This is a genomic window from Pontibacter mangrovi (genome assembly GCF_006385705.1).
Taxonomy (GTDB): domain Bacteria; phylum Bacteroidota; class Bacteroidia; order Cytophagales; family Hymenobacteraceae; genus Pontibacter; species Pontibacter mangrovi.
In genome coordinates this window covers 312,803-332,794 of record NZ_VFRQ01000001.1, presented here as the reverse complement: position 1 = coordinate 332,794, position 19,992 = coordinate 312,803, and the positions used below count along the sequence as shown (strand labels likewise).

General features: G+C 49.9%; 19 protein-coding genes. 14 read left to right on the top strand and 5 right to left on the bottom strand.

Annotation, left to right across the window (positions count from 1 at the left end):
• Positions 1–43 precede the first annotated feature (43 nt).
• The 8 genes from rpsO to FJM65_RS01460 all read left to right on the top strand — a co-directional run bounded on the left by rpsO (position 44) and on the right by FJM65_RS01460 (position 9,074).
• Entirely contained in the window at positions 44–319 is a 276-nt protein-coding gene (rpsO, locus tag FJM65_RS01495) for a 30S ribosomal protein S15 (protein WP_073851111.1), read from the top strand.
• Positions 320–456: 137 nt separating this feature from the next.
• Complete coding sequence (gene pnp, locus FJM65_RS01490; RefSeq protein WP_140618672.1) at positions 457–2,595, top strand: polyribonucleotide nucleotidyltransferase; 2,139 nt, start codon at positions 457–459, stop codon at positions 2,593–2,595.
• A gap of 190 nt (positions 2,596–2,785) precedes the next feature.
• Entirely contained in the window at positions 2,786–3,649 is an 864-nt protein-coding gene (locus FJM65_RS01485; protein ID WP_025605096.1) for a sigma-70 family RNA polymerase sigma factor, read from the top strand.
• A gap of 140 nt (positions 3,650–3,789) precedes the next feature.
• Positions 3,790–4,728, top strand: coding sequence for a thioredoxin-disulfide reductase (gene trxB, locus FJM65_RS01480; RefSeq protein ID WP_140618670.1), 939 nt, complete (start codon positions 3,790–3,792; stop codon positions 4,726–4,728).
• 139 nt (positions 4,729–4,867) lie between these two features.
• Positions 4,868–5,914, top strand: a complete 1,047-nt coding sequence (locus tag FJM65_RS01475; protein ID WP_140618668.1) for a M23 family metallopeptidase — start codon at positions 4,868–4,870, stop codon at positions 5,912–5,914.
• 11 nt (positions 5,915–5,925) lie between these two features.
• Positions 5,926–6,645 carry a bacillithiol biosynthesis deacetylase BshB1 gene (bshB1, locus tag FJM65_RS01470; protein ID WP_140618665.1) on the top strand — a complete coding sequence of 240 codons (720 nt, stop codon included), beginning with the start codon at positions 5,926–5,928 and terminating at the stop codon, positions 6,643–6,645.
• A 214-nt stretch (positions 6,646–6,859) separates the two neighbouring features.
• Positions 6,860–7,873, top strand: a complete 1,014-nt coding sequence (locus FJM65_RS01465) for an NADP-dependent oxidoreductase (protein ID WP_140618663.1) — start codon at positions 6,860–6,862, stop codon at positions 7,871–7,873.
• 43 nt (positions 7,874–7,916) lie between these two features.
• Positions 7,917–9,074, top strand: a complete 1,158-nt coding sequence (locus FJM65_RS01460; protein ID WP_140618661.1) for an iron-containing alcohol dehydrogenase — start codon at positions 7,917–7,919, stop codon at positions 9,072–9,074.
• Positions 9,075–9,144: 70 nt separating this feature from the next.
• Here FJM65_RS01460 and FJM65_RS01455 read toward each other — a convergent pair whose 3' ends face one another.
• Positions 9,145–9,756, bottom strand: a complete 612-nt coding sequence (locus FJM65_RS01455; protein ID WP_140618659.1) for a TetR/AcrR family transcriptional regulator — start codon at positions 9,754–9,756, stop codon at positions 9,145–9,147.
• Between the two features lie 535 nt (positions 9,757–10,291).
• On the opposite strand from FJM65_RS01455, the gene FJM65_RS01450 reads away from it, so the two are divergent.
• Positions 10,292–10,537, top strand: a complete 246-nt coding sequence (locus tag FJM65_RS01450) for a hypothetical protein (RefSeq protein ID WP_140618656.1) — start codon at positions 10,292–10,294, stop codon at positions 10,535–10,537.
• An 89-nt stretch (positions 10,538–10,626) separates the two neighbouring features.
• Here the strand turns inward: FJM65_RS01450 and FJM65_RS01445 are convergent, their stop codons facing one another.
• Entirely contained in the window at positions 10,627–10,863 is a 237-nt protein-coding gene (locus FJM65_RS01445) for a hypothetical protein (RefSeq protein WP_140618654.1), read from the bottom strand.
• A 30-nt stretch (positions 10,864–10,893) separates the two neighbouring features.
• On the bottom strand, positions 10,894–11,595 hold the full coding sequence (locus FJM65_RS01440; RefSeq protein WP_140618652.1) for a hypothetical protein: 702 nt from the start codon (positions 11,593–11,595) through the stop codon (positions 10,894–10,896).
• 134 nt (positions 11,596–11,729) lie between these two features.
• On the opposite strand from FJM65_RS01440, the gene FJM65_RS01435 reads away from it, so the two are divergent.
• The 5 genes from FJM65_RS01435 to FJM65_RS01415 all read left to right on the top strand — a co-directional run bounded on the left by FJM65_RS01435 (position 11,730) and on the right by FJM65_RS01415 (position 16,731).
• On the top strand, positions 11,730–12,425 hold the full coding sequence (locus tag FJM65_RS01435) for a hypothetical protein (RefSeq protein WP_140618650.1): 696 nt from the start codon (positions 11,730–11,732) through the stop codon (positions 12,423–12,425).
• Positions 12,426–12,487: 62 nt separating this feature from the next.
• Entirely contained in the window at positions 12,488–13,051 is a 564-nt protein-coding gene (locus FJM65_RS01430; RefSeq protein ID WP_140618648.1) for a hypothetical protein, read from the top strand.
• Between the two features lie 349 nt (positions 13,052–13,400).
• Positions 13,401–14,078 (top strand): response regulator transcription factor, encoded by a 678-nt coding sequence (locus FJM65_RS01425; protein WP_140618646.1) that lies wholly within the window; start codon positions 13,401–13,403, stop codon positions 14,076–14,078.
• The gene (locus tag FJM65_RS01420) at positions 14,075–15,340 is read left to right on the top strand and encodes a sensor histidine kinase (protein WP_140618644.1); all 1,266 of its coding nucleotides are present in this window, start codon (positions 14,075–14,077) and stop codon (positions 15,338–15,340) included. Before FJM65_RS01425 ends, FJM65_RS01420 begins: the two co-directional genes overlap by 4 nt.
• 83 nt (positions 15,341–15,423) lie before the next feature.
• Positions 15,424–16,731 (top strand): SdiA-regulated domain-containing protein, encoded by a 1,308-nt coding sequence (locus FJM65_RS01415; protein ID WP_181163605.1) that lies wholly within the window; start codon positions 15,424–15,426, stop codon positions 16,729–16,731.
• Between the two features lie 60 nt (positions 16,732–16,791).
• Here FJM65_RS01415 and FJM65_RS01410 read toward each other — a convergent pair whose 3' ends face one another.
• Both FJM65_RS01410 and FJM65_RS01405 read right to left on the bottom strand, forming a co-directional pair.
• Positions 16,792–17,868, bottom strand: a complete 1,077-nt coding sequence (locus FJM65_RS01410) for a mechanosensitive ion channel family protein (protein WP_140618640.1) — start codon at positions 17,866–17,868, stop codon at positions 16,792–16,794.
• A 157-nt stretch (positions 17,869–18,025) separates the two neighbouring features.
• Positions 18,026–19,882, bottom strand: coding sequence for a glycoside hydrolase family 13 protein (locus FJM65_RS01405; protein WP_140618638.1), 1,857 nt, complete (start codon positions 19,880–19,882; stop codon positions 18,026–18,028).
• Positions 19,883–19,992 lie beyond the last annotated feature (110 nt).

The window sequence follows — 19,992 nt, the reverse complement described above, 5'->3', positions numbered from 1 at the left end:
GTATAGCAAGCTTTGCACGATAAAAACAGATTGATATTTTACGATGAGATTAACCACTGAAGCGAAACAAGAGATTTTCGAAAAGCACGGTTTCAACAAGTCAAAATCTGATACAGGTTCTCCTGAGGCTCAGATAGCGCTGTTCACGACACGTATCGCGGACCTGACCGAGCACCTGAAAACCCACAAGAAGGACTTTAGCACTCGCCTGGGTCTTTTGAAACTAGTAGGTAAAAGAAGAAGACTTCTGAACTACCTGCAGAAGAATGATATTGAAAGATACAGAGCTATTATTAGCGAGCTGGGTATCCGTAAATAAGCTTATTGTGTTAGGGAATTCATACAAGGATTCCCTAAACTTTTTATAAGCAATCCCCCTTCCTTCCTCTGAATTGCCAGTACCGACAGTGTCGCAAAGGGTGGCGCTGTCTTTTTTGATGATAACGATAATTGAAGATGTCCTACAACGCGATTAGTAAAACTATTCTTCTTCCGGATGGCCGGGAGATAACAATTGAAACTGGTAAGCTGGCCAAGCAGGCTGATGGCTCTGTGGTAGTGAAAATGGGTAACACCATGTTGCTGGCAGCCGTTGTTTCAAACAAAGAAGCCCGTGAAGGGGTTGACTTCCTGCCACTCTCTGTGGACTACCAGGAGAAATTTGCCTCTTCTGGCAAGATACCTGGAGGCTTCCTGAGAAGAGAAGCCAGACTTTCTGACTATGAAGTATTGGTTTCGCGCCTGGTTGACCGCGTGCTGCGTCCGCTGTTTCCTGGTGATTACCACGCCGAAACACAAATGACTATACACCTGATCTCTGCCGACACGGAGATCATGCCGGATGCCCTGGCCGCCCTGGCTGCCTCCGCTGCCCTGGCTGTGTCTGATATTCCTTTCAACGGCCCTATCTCTGAGGTGCGCGTAGCCCGCATTGACGGTCAGCTAGTAATTAACCCAAGCGTAAGCGACCTGACACGCGCTGACATCGACCTGATGGTAGGTGCTTCTATCGACAGCGTAGTGATGGTGGAAGGTGAGATGAATGAGGTTTCTGAGGCAGAGATGCTGGAGGCCATTCAATTTGCCCATGACGCTATCAAGACGCACTGCCAGGCACAGATAGAACTTGCCGAAATGGTAGGCAAAACGATGAAGCGCGAGTACGTGCACGAAACGCACGACGAGGACCTTCGCAAGAAAGTATGGGATGCCACTTATGAGAAAGCTTATGCGGTTGCCAAGCGCGGCAGCGCCAACAAGCAGGAGCGTTCCGAAGGCTTCAAGGCTGTTCGTGATGAGTTTATCGCCTCTCTTGGCGAGGAGCACGGATACGATGAGAACCTGATCAAAGTATACTACCACGACGTAGAGAAAGAGGCGGTTCGCAACATGATTCTGGATGAGCGCGTGCGCCTGGACGGACGTCAGCTGGATGAGATCCGCCCGATCTGGTCAGAAGTGAACTATCTGCCGGCTACGCACGGTTCGGCGATCTTTACCCGCGGCGAGACCCAGTCTCTTACCACTGTAACACTTGGTACCAAACTGGACGAGCAGATGATCGACAGCGCCATGGTGTCGGGAACAAATAAATTCCTGCTCCACTACAACTTCCCGGCTTTCTCTACCGGTGAGGTACGACCAAACAGAGGTCCTGGCCGTCGTGAGATCGGTCATGGTAACCTGGCCCTGCGTGCCCTGAAGAAGGTGCTTCCGGCAGAAGCTGAGAACCCATATACCATCCGTATCGTTTCCGATATCCTGGAGTCTAACGGTTCTTCGTCCATGGCAACGGTTTGTGCCGGTAGCCTGGCCTTAATGGATGCCGGTGTGCCTGTAAAAGGAGGCGTTTCCGGTATCGCGATGGGTCTGATCACAGACAAGGAAACCGGTAAGTTCGCCGTGCTGTCTGACATCCTGGGTGATGAAGACCACCTGGGTGACATGGACTTTAAAGTGGCCGGTACGAAAAACGGTATCACGGCCTGCCAGATGGACATTAAGATCCAGGGCTTGTCTCACGAGGTGATGACACAGGCGCTGCAGCAGGCTAACGCCGGACGTCTGCACATCCTGAACGAAATGTCTAAGACGCTTTCTGCCCCTAACCCAGATTATAAGCCGCACACGCCGCGTTCATTCAACATGGTGATCGATAAAGAATTTATCGGTGCCGTGATCGGACCAGGTGGTAAGGTAATCCAGCAGATCCAGAAAGACACTGGCGCAACTATCATCATTGAGGAGAAAAATGAAAAAGGGCATGTAAATATCTTCGCCAGCAATCAGGATGCTATGAATTCTGCTATTGCGAAGATTCGTGCCATTGCAGCCCAGCCGGAAATTGGCGAAGAATACATCGGTAAAGTGAAGTCTATCCAACCTTACGGAGCCTTTGTAGAGTTTATGCCAGGTAAAGACGGTTTGCTGCACATTTCTGAGATCAAGCACGAACGCCTGGAGAACATGGAAGGTGTGCTGGAGATCGGTGAAGAGGTGAAAGTGAAGCTGATTGATGTCGACAAGAAAACAGGTAAGTTTAAGCTGTCGCGCAAGGCTATATTGCCAAAGCCCGGCGCAGAGAATAACAATTAATACCTGATACAGTATAACTCCTGGTGCCTGTTGGCTGAACAGTCGCAGTGCCAGGAGTTATATTTTTCTTGCTGCAGGGTGGTGGCTTGATTTTATTCTGAAGATGTCAGAACTTTGCACGATTTTCTGATGTTAAGTCACCGAGCCCAAACCTTAGTTTTCACAATTTTTTCGAATAACATATACTCTGATGAGACAACTCAAGATAAGCAAACAGATTACGAACCGCGAGAGCCAGTCGCTTGATAAATACCTGCAAGAGATTGGTAAAGTTGACTTGCTTACCCCCGATGAGGAGGTATCGTTGGCTCAGAGGATTAAAGAGGGAGATCAGTTTGCGCTTGAGAAATTAACAAAAGCTAACCTTCGATTTGTGGTATCGGTGGCCAAGCAGTATCAGAACCAGGGCCTATCTTTAGGAGACCTGATAAACGAGGGCAACCTCGGCCTGATCAAAGCTGCCAAGCGATTTGACGAAACAAGAGGCTTTAAGTTCATCTCTTACGCTGTATGGTGGATTCGTCAGTCTATCCTTCAAGCGCTGGCAGAGCAGTCGCGCATTGTGCGCCTGCCGCTGAACCGCGTTGGCTCTCTCAATAAAATCTCTAAGTCATTCTCTGAGCTTGAGCAGAAGTTCGAGCGTGAGCCATCTCCGGAAGAAATCGCCGAAGTGCTGGAACTGACAACAGCCGAAGTAGTAGATACCCTGAAGATTTCCGGACGCCACGTATCTGTGGATGCACCTTTTGTACAGGGGGAGGAAAACCGATTGCTGGATGTGCTGGAGAATGAAGACGAAGAGTCGCCGGATATGGGGCTGATGAACGATTCACTCCGCAAAGAAGTACAGCGTGCGCTCTCTACACTTACCAAGCGGGAAGCCGACGTGATTACGTTATACTTTGGCTTGAACGGCGAGCACTCCTTAACACTTGAGGAAATAGGGGAGAAATTTAATCTGACCCGTGAGCGTGTGCGCCAGATCAAAGAGAAAGCCATCCGCAGGCTGCGACACACTTCCAGAAGCAAAGCGCTAAAACCGTATTTAGGATAATACCTGCCTATAAAGCAAAAGCCCTGGCCCTAAAGCCAGGGCTTTTGCTTTATAGGCAGGTGGGTTTTTACAGCTCAAATGAAGGCATCCGCCAATAATTTTGTATACTTGCACCAATTTCTTTTAGACCAAACACAGCAATGGAAATAGAAAAAGTAAAATGTTTGATTATCGGTTCGGGACCTGCAGGATATACTGCTGCAATCTATGCCTCAAGGGCCGGGCTTAATCCTGTACTTTATCAAGGCTTACAACCAGGTGGGCAGCTTACCATCACCAATGACGTAGAGAACTACCCGGGTTACCCACAGGGAGTTATGGGCCCCGAGATGATGGAAGACTTTAAAAAGCAGGCAGAGCGATTTGGCACCGACGTGCGCTACGGAATCGCTACGGCCGTTGACTTTTCTTCGCAGCCGCACAAAGTAGTTATCGACGATCAGAAAACAATCGAAGCGGATTCTGTAATTATCTCCACTGGAGCCTCTGCCAAATGGCTCGGTATGGAATCCGAGTCCCGCTTGAACGGCAACGGCGTTTCGGCATGCGCAGTGTGCGATGGCTTCTTTTACCGTGGACAGGATGTAGCCATTGTGGGAGCAGGTGATACCGCAGCAGAAGAGGCCACTTATCTGGCTAACCTGTGCAGCAAAGTATACATGCTTGTGCGCCGTGATGAAATGCGCGCGTCTACGATTATGCAGGAGCGGGTAAAGAACACTAAAAACATTGAAGTGCTCTGGAATACCGTGACCGATGAAATCCTGGGAAAAGATACAGTAGAAGCAGTAAGAGTGAAAAACGCTGTGACAGGTGAACTGCGCGAGATTCCGGTGAAAGGCTTCTTTGTGGCCATCGGACACCAGCCAAACTCTGAGATTTTCAAGGATTACCTCAACCTGGATGAGAACGGCTATATCCGCACCATACCAGGCACATCTAAAACGAACATCGACGGTGTTTTTGCATGTGGTGATGTGCAGGACTTTACCTATCGCCAGGCTGTGACGGCAGCAGGCACTGGATGTATGGCGGCACTAGACGCAGAGCGGTACCTGGCTGCCAAGGGTTTGCACTAATTTATACATTACGCAGGGTTGCCGCAGAAAATTCTAGTTAAAAAGAGCCTGCGGTTGCCCTACAATAAAATGGCCAAGCTGCAGTTTATTTTAGCGAAAACCAGTTATTGCATAGCAGTCAGCCTACTTCACGATGCAAATGCCTAATTTAAAATCTTCTGTATACTTTGTTCTGACAGCTCTTTGTCTGCTGTGGGGCACAGATACAGCCTTTGCTCAAGGTAAAGTAAAGGACTTTTTTAAGGTAAAGACGCCAAAGATCGACTATGTGCGTCCAGATACAACTATCCTCATCAAGTATGAGGACTTTCCGGATGAAGACTCTGAGGCTGAGCAGTCCATTTACTTTAACCCCAAAAAGGAGCTGTCGATCGTGAGTGAGGACACCTCTGAGCTGGACCTGGGAGAGCAGCACATAGTAGAGATGTCCGAGGAAGTATTAATAGACTCTACCTGGATAAAAATAGCCGGATACTATGCCATCTGGGATACGCGTAACATCAACCCTTACCGGATGGACTCCCGACAGTTGAAAGACACTGTTGATATCAAACTGTATGACCCGGCCAATAACCGCGAGTATAAAATGCCTCTGGAGAAAACGCCAATAACGAGCCATTTCGGGGCGCGTGGCGGGCGTTGGCACTATGGCACTGACATTGACCTGGTAACCGGGGATTCAGTTTATGCGGCGTTTGATGGGGTAGTGCGTATAAATAAATGGGACGGCGGTGGCTACGGAAACTACATCGTGGTACGCCACTACAATGGGTTAGAAACGCTCTACGGCCACATGAGCAAAGCCATTTCAAAGCCTGGTGATTACGTGAAGGCGGGCGAGGTGATCGGCATAGGGGGCAACACCGGAAGAAGTTCCGGCTCGCACCTGCACTATGAAGTTCGTTACCAGGGCAATCCCATGGACCCTGAGAACCTGTACGACTTTCCGGACTATCTCCTAAAAGGTGACAGTTATCAGATTACGGCAGCCGTATTTAACTACGCAAACAGATCTGGGGGCAGCAGCAGCGGAGGGCGCAGAACCGCTTATCATAAGATAAGAAGCGGAGACACCCTTTCCGGCATCGCGAAGCGCTACGGCGTGTCTGTTAGCCAGCTAACCCGACTGAACGGAATAAGCACCCGGACCACGTTGCGCGTAGGAAAATCTTTACGGATAAGATAAAAATCAGAATAATGAAATTAGATATACTTGCTTTTGCCTCTCACCCGGATGATATTGAGCTAGGTTGTGCAGGCACTTTAATTGCACATGTTGCTGCCGGTAAAAAGGTGGGCATCATAGACCTGACGCAAGGCGAACTAGGAACCCGCGGCACGCCGGAAACAAGGCTGCAGGAGGGCAAAGACGCTGGCAAGGTAATGGGAGTGGAAGTTAGGGAAAACCTGGGTTTTGCGGATGGCTTTTTTCAAAACGACCGGGAGCACCAGCTAAAGATTGTGGAAGTGCTGCGCAGGTATAAACCAGAGATCGTGATTGCCAATGCCGTGCACGATCGCCATCCGGACCATGGCAGGGGAGGTGAACTGGTATCGGAGGCATGCTTTAAAGCTGGCCTGAAGATGATCAAAACCCAGGATCAGGATTGGCGGGAGCAGGAAGCATGGAGGCCTAAGGCTGTGTATCATTATATACAGGACCGTTTGATTACGCCTGACTTTATAGTGGACGTTACGCCACATTGGGAGAAAAAAATGGAAGCAGTTAGAGCATTTAAGTCGCAGTTCTATAACCCCGATGACAGCTCGCCGAACACGTACATATCCTCGCCCGAGTTTTTAGATTTTATAGAGGCCAGAGCGAAAGAACTAGGACATGCCATTGGCGTGAAGTATGGCGAAGGCTTTACAAAGGAGCGCCACATCGGCATTCAAAACCTGTTTGATCTTATCTAGCATAGATTGCTTATACTTCTTAAAAAGGTTGTTGCGGGTTAACTCGAACAGCCTTTTTTATTTGTGGTCAGCATACCTGAAAGGCATATGGCTAAAAAAGCCCCTGATGTAGAGCAAAAGCATAGCGGCAAATAGCGAGCTAAGGGAATATCTAAACAAAATGGCGCCGGTGCCGGTTGTGGAGTATTAATAATGAATCAAGCACACAATCAGCATGGATAATAAAACTATACTTTTGGCAAGCCGACCTACGGGCACGCCAACGCTGGATAATTTTAAATTTGAGAACCGTGAGCTTCCTGCTTTGCAGGAGGGGGAAGTGCTGCTTAAAGCCCTTTATGTATCCGTCGACCCATACATGCGTGGGCGGATGAGCGACGCGGAGTCCTATGTGGCACCCTATGCTGTCGGAGAACCTATTTCGGGAGGCGTAGTGGCAGAAGTAGTGGACTCCAAAAGCGAAAGTCTTCCGACAGGTGCCATTGTGCTGGGGCGGCTCCCCTGGCAGCAGTACATCGTGCATAATGGCAACGGTCTCAGTAAAATAGATCCGGGCATTGCACCGCTCAGCTACCATCTTGGCATCCTGGGAATGCCGGGGCTTACCGCCTACTTTGGGCTACTGCACATTGGCAACCCCAAGGAAGGTGAAACAGTGGTTGTTTCTGGCGCAGCTGGGGCAGTGGGGACTGTGGTTGGCCAGATCGCGAAGCTGAAAGGCTGCCGGGTGGTTGGCGTGGCCGGCACTGATGACAAGGTAGCTTATCTGAAAAACGATCTCGGCTTTGACGAGGCCATTAACTACAAAACTGCGGGTAGTATGAAAGAGGCCATAGCTGAAGCGTGTCCAGATGGTGTGGACGTCTACTTTGACAACGTGGGTGGAGAGATCTCAGATGCCGTATACTTAAGGCTGAACAAGTTCGCACGTATAGCGGTGTGCGGCCAGATAGCCTATTATAACAGCACCTCAGCACCAGTAGGCATGCGAGTAGAGCCTATTTTGCTAAAAAAGAGTGCCCTGATGAAAGGCTTCATCGTAGGAGACTATGCCGATGAGTTTTCTGTTGCTGCAAAAGAACTGGCCACTTGGGTGCAGAGCAGCAAGCTGCAATACCAGGAAACGATCACAGAGGGCTTTGAAAACATCCCGCAGGCTTTTCTGGGGCTCTTCAAAGGCACTAATACAGGCAAGCAACTGGTAAAAGTGGCCGACCCTGAAGTATAAAAAGAGTATACCTAACCAAAACATTAAAAAGAATAAGCATAGTATGAATAATTTCACATTTTATAATCCGGTTAAGATCTTGTTCGGGAAAGGACAAATCAGTGCTATTGCGCAGGAGATTCCTGCAGGAAGCCGGGTAATGATGACCTATGGCGGGGGAAGCATCAAAAAGAACGGCGTTTATGAGCAGGTGATGGAAGCCTTAAAGGGCTTTGAGGTGCTGGAGTTTAGTGGCATAGAGCCGAACCCACACTACGAAACGTTAATGCAGGCAGTAGACATAGCCAAGCGGCAAAACATCGATTTCTTTCTGGCCGTAGGAGGCGGCTCTGTGATTGACGGCACTAAATTTATAGTAGCTGCCATGGAGTATGAAGGGGAGGAGCCGTGGGATATACTAGCAAAGCACGAGCGGATAACCAAGGCGGCTCCTTTTGGGGCGGTGCTTACACTTCCGGCTACCGGATCAGAAATGAATTCTGGCGCTGTAATCAACCGCGTTGCTACTAAAGAGAAGTTTTCCTTCGGTAGCCCGGTTACTTTTCCAAAGTTCTCGGTACTTGACCCAGAAACTACCTTCACCTTACCAGTAAGGCAGATCAGCAACGGCGTGGTAGACGCGTTCTCGCATGTGCTGGAGCAGTACCTGACCTATCCGGTAAACGCCCCGCTGCAGGATCGCATGGCCGAGGCAGTGCTCCTGACGCTTAAGGAGGAGGGCCCTAAAGCCGTGAAAAATCCAGATGACTATGACACGATGGCAAACTTTATGTGGGCGGCTACCATGGCCTTGAACGGCGTTATCCGGGTGGGAGTGCCTACTGACTGGGCGACGCATTACATCGGGCATGAACTGACAGCCCTGCACGGTATCGACCACGCCCGTACCCTGGCTATTGTGTTCCCATCGCTGATGCGCTACAAGATCGGTGCAAAGAAAGAGAAACTGCTACAGTATGGCGAGCGTGTTTGGGGCGTTGACAGCGGCACAGAAGATGAGCGCCTGGAGGCAACCATTCAGGCTACTATTGCCTTCTTCGAGTCATTAGGCGTAAAGACAAAGCTTTCAGATTACGAGGTAGGGGAGGACACCATCGAAACTATTGTGCAGCGCTTTGAGGAACGAGGCGTAAAAGATCTTGGCGAGCGCTCGGATATACAGATACAGGATGTGGAGCAGATTTTGAAGCTAAGCCTGTAAGTATGGACTGCTAATGGAAGAGGTGCCGCAGAGTTAACTGCAGCACCTCTTTTGTTTTATGCCAGTTATACTAATTCTTCTCTTTAAGAATCCCGTTGAATATGATCTTCACCAAGCCATCGAACACTGCGCCGGGGGCGCGGGGAAGGTCCTGCATCAGGTTGTGAGGCACCTGCTCCGTAAAGTCAGGGTTCAGGATGGTTTCCAGGGCACTGGCGTAAAGCAGAACCGCTAAGGTGCGGTGGGCATCATCCCGAATGTATCCTTTGCGATAGCCTTCGTCCAGCAACGTGTTGAACCGAAGGAAGGCCGCCTCCGTTTTATGGCGCTGCAAAAGCTGCCAAGCAGCTGGTGCGTTCTTTTTGATATCTAGCACAAAGGCCGGATTAACATCATGCAGCTTGGTGCCCACGTAGCTGAAGATTTGCCTAGACTTGTCCGGGAAGTCCAACTGCTTGTCTGACATCAGCTGCTCTACTGTGCGCTGTATGTCCGAACCGTACTGCCTAATCACCACGCTTAGTAACTCCTCCTTGCCTGAGAAGTACTGGTAGATAGTTTTTTTGCTCATCCCCAGCCGTTTTGCCAGGTCAGACATCAGTACATTGCTATAGCCACGGGTGAAGAACATATTCTTCGCCTCGGCGATTATTCTGTCTCTGGGGTTATCTTGTGGCTCCATAGGTACGGGGGATGAGTTAACATATCTTCTTGCCGGCAACAGCTAAAGCAGGCGCTCCTACAAATATATAGATAAACTTATAACCTACAGGAGAATCTTAAAATACGATATACATGAAGTGGCCGCTTTTTTTAATAAACATACTAGCCAGTTGTGGAGGGCGATTACAACAGTGCGTACCGAAGATCGTATTGTTTTGCGGCCCCAGAAAGAAACTTTCTTGTAGCATATTGCATTAATAGGCTATGCCTGAGGGTTCGTTTTTGCACAGAAATTGTAAGAGAATTTAAAACTAAGTTGTTGCTATATAGTTACCTTTATATATTTGAAAGGGTAATTGTGCGTTAAAATTTATTTCCGCTATACTTGTATTTTTAAAAGTAGTATTCTAAATTGCATCAAGCAGTTCCGGTAAAGGCAAACCGGAAAATACAATAACAAAGACGACAGTTAGTAAAGAAATTTAAAGGAATGCTGAAAGAAGGAGTAAAAGTTATACTACCCTCAGCATGACAAGAAACCTAACTTTTAGCCAATGCTAGACATCATCAACTTAATTGCTTTTTCTGGTATTTTTAATGTCCTGTTCTTTTGGTATGCTTCAACCAAAATGAGTTCCAAGCCAGATCCCGTTAAAACGCTGATTGTTTCCTTTGTTTTCTCTATTCCTCTAAGCTTCCTGCTGATTGGCGTGTATACAACCATGCTGATCTATGCTGCTAAAAGTGGCGCCACCGAAGATGCTATGTGGGAGTACATGGAGCAGGAGGAACTGCAATAATTGAAATCTGTTTTTATTTAGTAATTCTGAAACAGGAAAAGCCACTCAATTGAGTGGCTTTTCCTGTTTCAGAGGTTTTTCGAAGTATTTTAATGACTGCCGGCACTGCTGCCTGTGTCGGTTCCGCCGTCTTGTATGTCGGCGCTGCCGCGGCTGCCACTTTTCTGCGATGGCGCACCACCAAACTTACCCTTCATTGCCTCTTCATTGTCTACTTTCTTGCTTTGCCCGGTAGGGTTAATATTAGGCACTTTATTTCCTTTGTTTAGCGTCTTGTTCAGGTCCTCGTTTTTAAGCCTGTCTTTGTTCTTATCGTTTGTGTTCATCTTGCTTCTTTTTAAGTTTATTAATATACTTTATCTGTTTCGGTTACCACTGTCGTAGCGGTTGCGCTGGTTAAGCCTGCTTTCCGGATGCCGGCTGGTATAGTGGCCGTGGTAGCTTTCTCGCTCGCCGCTGAGCGGGTCATAATGGCGGTTCCAGTCGGGATCATAGTTCGAAGTACCGTCGTAGCCGTAACTTAACGACCCCGCCTCATTTCCGTAGTTCTCGCCGCCGCCTTGGCCATAAGGGTCAGGCCCGTAATTCGCGTTGAAGTTGCCTAAGCCGTACGGATCGTCCTGCTGGATACGGTCGTGTACGCTGCGGTGGGGATGAGCATGATGGTGCTGATGCTGATGCCACTGTTGCTCACGCTCCCGATCATTCCAGTTCGCAGCGTTACCAGAGCGGTAATGTTTATCGTGCCCGTGCTCACGGTAGCGGCTATCCATGTTATAGTTGTCATGGTCGTAGCCATGGTAGCGGCTGTCTTCGTTATAGTTGCGGTTATAGTCCTTGTTGTAGTTTCTGTTATAATCGCGGTTATAGTCCGGGTGCCGCTGGCCATGCCTATGCTCGGTGCTTCCGTACCCGTCCCAGGTAGTTTCGTTTCTATGATCGCTGGAGGTGTCAATTCTATAGGCACCTCTGTACTGGTCCTGGTCAATTCGTTGGTCATGAGGCCTTTCGGGCCCTTTGCTGCTGAAGTTATCTCTATTCCAATTATCTCTTTCCATAGTTATCAGGTTTGTTTTTGTACTCTTTTTAACGGATAGCATTCCACGAGGTTTACCCATACCCTAACCTAAGCGGCCTCGGGCACCGTAGAACAGAAAGAATAAATTGATCATTTTAACAAAACCAACAAGCTATGAGAGACGAAAGAAGATATGACACATCGGATAGAAACAGGTACCGTGAGGAGGATGACGCCAGATGGCTGCACGGGCACCATCATGGGCAGAACTCAGACCGCGGCAACTATACGGTAGACTCGCAGTTTAACCGCGGCTATGGCAACAATGCGGATAGTCAGTATGGCGACACCCGCAGCTTCAACAGCAATGCAGACCAGCAGCAGATGTCACCGCAGGGCCGCTTTGAGGCAGGTGGTGCCCACTACGCCGGTCCTGACTATACGCAGGGGCGCAGTGGCAGCGGCAACCCATACGGCATGACCTACGTGCCGCAGGAGGAGCACAACTCCGGCCGCCATTATGATGCCCGTGCCGATTATGCTGACAGAGATTATGATGAACTGCGCCAGCGCGGCCGCTCCGATTATCGTTATGGTATGGCCGATGAGCGCTATGGGCATGATGTAAGGCGAGGGGATAACAGCGGAAACTGGTCACGCAGCGCACGCGGCGACGCAGAGTCTTTCCGACGTAGCGAGTACCGCAACCCTAACTATGACAACGACTATAGCACCGGCTTTGCCGGCCGCAACTATGCGCGCGGGGAGAAGCACTACGGTGAGGGACAGCATTACAGCGAAATGGATAACTGGAACCAACGCGAGAACAGGCGCCATGATGACTATATGCGCGACCGAGATCGGCGATAAGGCAATAAATTGTAAAACCAAGGCAGCCCTGCATGTGTAGCGGCTGCCCATACTTTTATACTATGAGAAACGAAAGAGACAGGCACTACGGCGATTTTAGCCGCAGCTATAGACAGGAAGGCCATGACAACCATCGGCACTGGCCGCACCATGGGCGGGAGCACGCGCATTTAGGCGACACCCGCCATGAACCGGATGAGTATTATCGCCTACAGCAAAGCCGTGAATATGGTCGAGCTGGGGGCAGGGCAGGAACACGAGAGGATCGCTACATGGAGATGTATGACACCTCCAACTACACAGACCAGCCCCGCTCTGCAGACTACGGATTGCCACGCAGCGCTGAAAACGATCTGTATGATGTAGAGCGCTTTCCGTATGCAGAAGGGCCCTACGCCCGCCGCGGGCACCACTACCGTTACCAAACAGGGTACAACCCTAACTATGATAACCCAGAAGAAGGAGACATGTACAGGAACTTCGATAGCCGCGGCAACCACGGGTACAGGCATGACATGTCCTACGGTAGCGGTGACCAGTTCCGGGATTTCGGGAACGACCATTACGGCCGCCGCGAGGAAACCCGCGGAAACTACTATGGCCACTTTGGCGGCTATAACAGGTAACGCAAATACTTTTTTGCAACCATTGCGTATAAAGCGCTGTACATTGTATTAAATTTCCATCTGAGAAAAGGCCGCGGCGTAAGCTGCGGCTTTTTTTATGCTCAAGTCAAATGAATTTATACTTCAGGCTTCGCTCACTCTAGGTATACTTGTAAGCTGTTTCTCTGCCGGCTCCAGTGCTGCTTTGGATGATGCGACGGGAGAAAAAACGGCTTTCCCCAAGTATGAATAATTTTACCAGCAAGCTGACGCTTACGCGCAGCTATAAAAATGCTGTTATCATAATTTGTGCCTTCTGCTCAGAATTCCTTCAGACTTCTTCCGTAATTTACCGTTTCAGAACGAGCCTATGAAAGTACTTGTAGTTGAAGACGAGGAAGCACTGAAAGAGTCTATTGTGGCTTACCTGAGGCAGGAGGGCTATGCATGCGAGGCGGCCATCGATTACAGGAGCGCGATGCTCAAGACTGCCTCCTATACCTACGCCTGCCTTGTGGTAGACCTGACACTGCCCGGCGGTAACGGCCTGGATATTGTGCGGTCGGTAAAAGAGAACCAGCCGGATACAGGCATTATCATAATTTCCGCTAAAAATGCGCTGGATGACAAAATAATGGGCTTAGAGGTTGGGGCCGATGATTACATGACCAAGCCTTTCCACCTGTCGGAACTGAATGCCAGACTAAAGTCGGTGCTGCGGCGGCGTAACTTTAACGGCCAGAAAGTGCTGCGCGTCGGAGAGGTAGAGGTGCACCCGGAAGCCGCAGAGGCCTCGGTGGCGGGCAAAAAGCTGGCACTCACGCGTAAGGAGTATGAGCTGCTGCTGTACTTTGCATCTAACCGCAACCGCGTTCTCACAAAAGAATCCATAGCCGAGCACTTGTGGGGAGACCATATCGAAATGCTGGACTCCCTTGACTTCGTGTACACGCACATCAAAAACCTGCGCCGCAAGATTATGGAAACCGGCGTTGAGGATTATATCCAAACAGTGTATGGGCTGGGCTATAAATTTATGAGCCCATGAGAGTACTGACCAAAACCAGTTTATATTACCTGTTGGTGTCGCTGGTGGTGTTTGCGGTGGGGGGTACCGTGTTTTACCTGTCGTTGCGCGAGGAAATCTACGACGAGGTGGACGACCAGCTGTTTACGGATAAGGAGAATATTATTGCCTACATACAGCAGCACGACCGCTTGCCCAACGTTACCTCGGGCATTTCGGAGGCCATACTTGTCAGGGATGCTGACCCAGCCGACCTGGTGATGGAGCACCTGAAGGACACGCTTATCTACAGCAACTACGACGAAGAGTACATCCCGTTCCGGCAGCTTACCTTTACTGCCTACCGCCAGGGCAAACCCTATGAGTATACCATCCTGAAGTCTCTGATGGACTTTGATGACCTGACCGAAAGCACGGTGCTGGCCATGGTCTGGATTTTTATGCTGCTGCTGGTGGGGCTGGTATTCGTAAACTACTACACCAACAAGTATACCTGGCGCCATTTTTACGACACCCTCAGCCGCTTAAAGCGTTACAGGCTGAGCCAGCATCAGCCGCTGGCCCTGAAACCAAGCAGCACCACCGAGTTTGAAGAGCTGAACCAGGTGCTGCAAAGTATGACGGAAAAGATACATGGTGACTTTCTGAACCTGAAGGAGTTTACTGAAAACGTGTCGCATGAGATTCAGACGCCGTTGGCGATCGTGAGCAGTAAAGTGGAGCTGTTCATGCAGTCGGAAAACCTGAACGAGGAGCAGGCGCTGCTGCTCTCGGACATGTATGGGGCCTTAAACAGGCTGGCGCGCCTGAACAAGTCGCTTATCCTGCTCACCCGCATCGAGAACCGGGAATTTGCCGCCGAAGGGCAGGTGCCGCTGCATCAACTGCTGCAGGAGCAGCTGGCGCACTTACAGGAGGTGATCAGCATGCGCAGCCTGAATGTGCAAACAGTAGAGATGCAGGAAGTATACGTGCAGATGAACAGCGGCCTGGCCGATGTACTGCTTCAAAACCTGCTCAGCAACGCCATCAAGCACAACCATCCAGGCGGAAGTATAAAAGTGCTGCTAAGCCCTCAAAAGCTATGCATCAGCAATACGGGCGCCGCGCCGCAGGACCAGCCAGAGCTACTGTTCAGCCGCTTCCGGACCGGCCACGAGTCGGTGGGCTCTTTGGGCATAGGGCTGGCGCTTGTCAAAAAGATCTGCAACCTGTATGGCCTCCTTCCAAAGTATAACTACAACAATGGCGAGCACAGCCTTTGCATTTATTTTACCGGTTAAAGGTATCACACTGCCAATCTTCAGATTCTCTTCAAATTCAGACAGTATACTTGTGCATAGACCTGAATTTAAACATGAAAAATATGAAGATGAACAAATTAGCCAGCGTTTTGCTGGGAGGATCGATACTTTTTGGCGCCGCGTCCTGTGGCGAGATGGCGGATGAGCTGAGCGGTATATGGCAGCAGGTAGAGTTGCCGGAGGCCGTCGAAACGCAGTTTGCCTCACTTTACCCGGATGTTAAAAACCCTGAGTGGGACGAAGAAGCAGATGGGTTCGAGGCAGAGTTTGAGATGGGTGGGCGAGAAAGAAGCGTGCTGTTCAGCAAGGCCGGCCAGTTGCTGCAGGTAGAGGAGGAGATGGAGGCAAACAACCTCCCGCCACAGGTACTGGACTATGTGCAAGAGCACTTCAGCCGGTATGATCTGGCAGAGTCTACTTTTCTGAAAAAGGGGGAGCAGACTTTTTATGTGGTGGAGTTGGAGAACCGAAATGAGGAAGCAGAGCTTATATTTAACCAGTCCGGCGAGTTGGTGCAGCAGAAAGGCGATGCGGGAAGCGGCGCAGCCACGGTACAGCAGGCTTCGCTGGCTGGCCCATTGGTCTTAGGAAATGCTAAAGTCAATGCCTTTGCACGCCCAGAGGCCTCCTGGGTGCTTCCGGCGGAATTGCGCGAGGTATCGGGCATAGCCTTGCTGGATGACGAGCGCATGGCCTGTGTGCAGGATGAAAAGGGCAGCATCTTTATTTATAATCTCAAAGACCAAGAACTTGAAAAAGAATACCCATTTGGAGCAGCCGGCGACTACGAGGGTTTGGCAGTGGATGGCAGCACCGCCTATGTGCTGCGCAGCGACGGCACGGTTTTCCAGGTGAAGGAATTTGAGAGCAGTAAGCCGCAGGTAAAGAAGTACAAATCGGCCCTGGCTGCAAGTCAAAATACAGAGGGCCTGGCACTGGATAAGGCAGACAACCGCCTGCTGATTGCCTGCAAAGGCCATGACAAAACGCTAGGCAAAAACAAAGGCATCTATGAACTGAGCCTGGAATCGGGCAAGATGCGACCGGAGCCCGTCATAACTATTCCGCTGGAGCAGGAGCTTCTGCAAGCTACTACCGACAAGAAGAAAAAAGACCTTTACGACGTGCTACAGCCTTCGTCGCTGGAAATACACCCGCTAACCGGTGAGCATTACCTACTGGATGCCGTTAATGGGCGCATCATGCTGGTGAGTGAGGATGGCAAACTCAGCAGTGTGACTACACTGGACAAAAAGATGCTCCGCCAGGCGGAAGGCCTAAGCTTTGGCAGCAATGGCGAAGTATACATCGCCAGCGAAGGAAGCAAAAAAGGAAGGGGAGTGATTCATAAGTATAAATCCGGGCTGTAAGTATACATTATAAATTGGAATGTGAAGGGGCAGCAGGTATAACTTGTTGCCCCTTCACATTTATTTGGCTACAGGCTGTTGCTCCTGATCTTCATTCATTACAAACAGGGTTCTGGTTGGGTAGGCAAACTCAATTCCTTTCCGCTGAAACTCGTGGAAAATGCGCATGTTGATCGATTGTTGGATATCCATGTACTTGTTGTAATCCGGCGAAAGGACATAGTATACTATCTCAAAGTCTAAGCTGGAGTCTCCGTAAGACTGGAAATGGGCACGGTCGAAACGGGTTTCCGGCTGCTCTTCCACAATGCGGCGCAGTATGCCCGGTATGGCCTGCAACTGTTCGTAAGAAACCTGGTATACGACGCCAACCTTAAATACCACCCGCCGTTCCCGCAGCTGTTTGTAATTGTGTATCCGGGAGTTAGTCAGGTCGGAGTTGGCAAATACCAACTGCTCGCCCGAAAGGCTTTTCAAACGGGTTGTTTTCACGCCGATTTTGTCTACGGTGCCGGATTTTTGGTCAATTACCAGAAAGTCCCCAATTTCGAAGGGTCTGTCAAAAAAGATCACGAAGTAGTTGAAAAGGTCGCCCAGGATGTTTTGAGCCGCCAACGCAACTGCTATACCGCCAATGCCCAGGCCGGCAATTACGGTGGTAACGTCGTAGCCTAAATTGTCCAACAGCGTAAGCAGGCCCAGCCCCCAGATCAGGAGATTGATCACCAGGATGACGCCGGCCATCTGCTTTACTTTCTCGGTGCCGTGCTCCTGCTTGCTGATATATGAGCGCAGCAGAAGTATGATAGTAGTGGAAATGAGCCTGATGGCCAGTATAGTAAGCGCCACGGTGGTGGCTAGCTCTATGATTCTGTTTGCCCTGACAGGTAGCGCCAGGTAATCCAGGCCGGCAAACAGCACAAGCAAGTATAAAGCAGGTATGCCAAAGCGGTCAATGCTTTCTACCAGGTGGTTGTCGAAATTAGTGCTGGTTTTTTGGGTGAGCTTAGCTATTCGTGTAAGCACAGATCTTTTAAAGAACCTGATCAGCAGGAAGCCAAGTAGCACAAAGCCCAGCGTGATGAGGTAAGTCTGTACCGTGTTATGGTAGTAAACGTTATCAAGAAGATCGTCCATGAAAAAGAAGTGGGGTTTGTTAAGAAATCGCAGCTTTAAAGCAGAATTAAGTATAGCATACGCTTCTATAGCTCAAAAGATAGGGAAAAGAAAATGCTCCGGCTTTTGACCGGAGCATGTAAGATTTTGCGGCAGGCGCTGCCATACCTTATACCTGTTACTGCAGTTCCAGAACAAGCGGGGCTTTGGGAGGCAAGGCCAGGGCTTTCTTATCTAATTGATAAGTCTTGCCTGTTATGGCATCCACGCCTTTCGTTTTACCGTTCAGTTGCGCAGCAAATTTATCCAGCGCTAAGTCGTAGGGCTTCTCATTCTTGTTCAGGATTACCATTACTTTCTGATCTCCCTGCACCCGGAAATAAGCATAAACGCCTTTGTAGGGAGCATAGTGGGTAAGTTTGCCGGTTTGTACCGCCTCGGTATTTTTGCGCCAGTTCAGCAGCTTTTTGGTGAATTCCTGCATCTGCCGCTGTTCCTCCGTCAGCCTTTGGCCGGTAAATGCGTTTATCTTATCACCTTCCCAGCCGCCCGGAAAATCCGTGCGAATAATTCCGTGGTCTCCGGGTGCATCGTTGTGCATCAGGATCTCCGTGCCATAGTATAGTTGCGGAATACCGCGCGTTGTCAGGATGTAGGTAAGGGCCAGCTTGGTCAGTGCGGCATCCTGGTTGAGTTGCGTATAGATGCGGTCCATGTCATGGTTATCGGGGAATACCACCAGGTTTCCGGGATCGGCATATTGAAAGTCGTTGGCCAGCATGGCGTACAAGTGCAGCCATCCGGTGTCCCACCCTGTTTCATCATCACGCAACGCGGCCACCAAAGCATTCTGAACCGGAAAATCCATCAGGCTCGGCAGGTAGGAAGTATAGCCGTTCGGGTTTTTCTTTCCGCGCTGCCAGTATGCCACAATAGCCGGGTTCAGCGACCACTCTTCGCCCACAATATTAAAATTGGGGTACTCCTCCATAATGCGGCGGGTCCACTCGGTCATGAAAGGGGGGTAGGAGTAGGAGTATGTGTCTACCCGGATGCCGCCCAGATTCGCATACTCTATCCACCAGATGGCGTTCTGGATCAGGTACTGCGCCAGCAGCTCGTTCTCCTGGTTCAGGTCCGGCATCGACTCAACAAACCAGCCCTGCGTGTGCAGGTTGCGGTCGTAGGCAGCTGCGTGCGGATCTTGTATAGCCTCCCGCCGATGGTTCGTCTGCTTGTAGTTGTCCTGGTAGTTCAGCCAGTCTTCTGTCGGCAAATCGTCCATCCACCAGTGCTCCGATCCGATGTGGTTCGGGATCATGTCCATGATCAGCTTGATGCCACGCTCGTCAGCTTTTTCGGAAAGCGCCACATACTGTGCGTTGTCGCCAAAGCGGGGATCAACTTTATAGTAGTCGGTGGTAGAGTAACCGTGGTAGGAGGTATTTTGCTGATTATTCTCCAGCACCGGGTTAACCCATAGCGCGGTAAACCCCATGTCCTTTAGGTAGTCCAGGTGCTGAATGATGCCTTCCAGGTCGCCCCCGTGGCGTCCGCTTTTGTCGGAGCGGTTCGCTTTCTCGGCCATACTTTTCACATTGTCGTTCTTTGGGTTGCCGTTCGCAAAGCGGTCCGGCGTAATCAAGTAAATCACATCCGAATTATCGAAGCCCTGGCGTTGGCTGGAGCCAGCCTTTCGCTCCTTCAACTCATAGGTATACTTATGCACAACCCTGTTGCCGTCTTTCAGTTGCAGCCGGAACTTGCCGGCACTCGCTTTAGAGATATCTATATTGAGGAACAGGTAGTTAGGGTTTGATACTTTTATAACATCTTTAACAACTATGCCCTCGTGCTGCAGCTCCGGTTTTAAGTTGCCGATGTCCGGGCCGTGCAGCATCAGCTGGAGGTCTGGCGACGCCATTCCGGCCCACCAGAAAGCCGGTTCTACACGTAGCGCCTCCGGCTTAGCCATAGCCACCAGCTGCAACGTGAAAAGTAAAAGTATGAGTGCGAATAATTTCTTCAGGTGCATACGCAATGGTTTATACTTGTTTGTGGTGTTTAACTTTAACAACTAGAAAGCATGTATTATAGAGTAGCCGGAAAAGACAGAAATTATCCCTTCAAGAGAAATGATTTTGA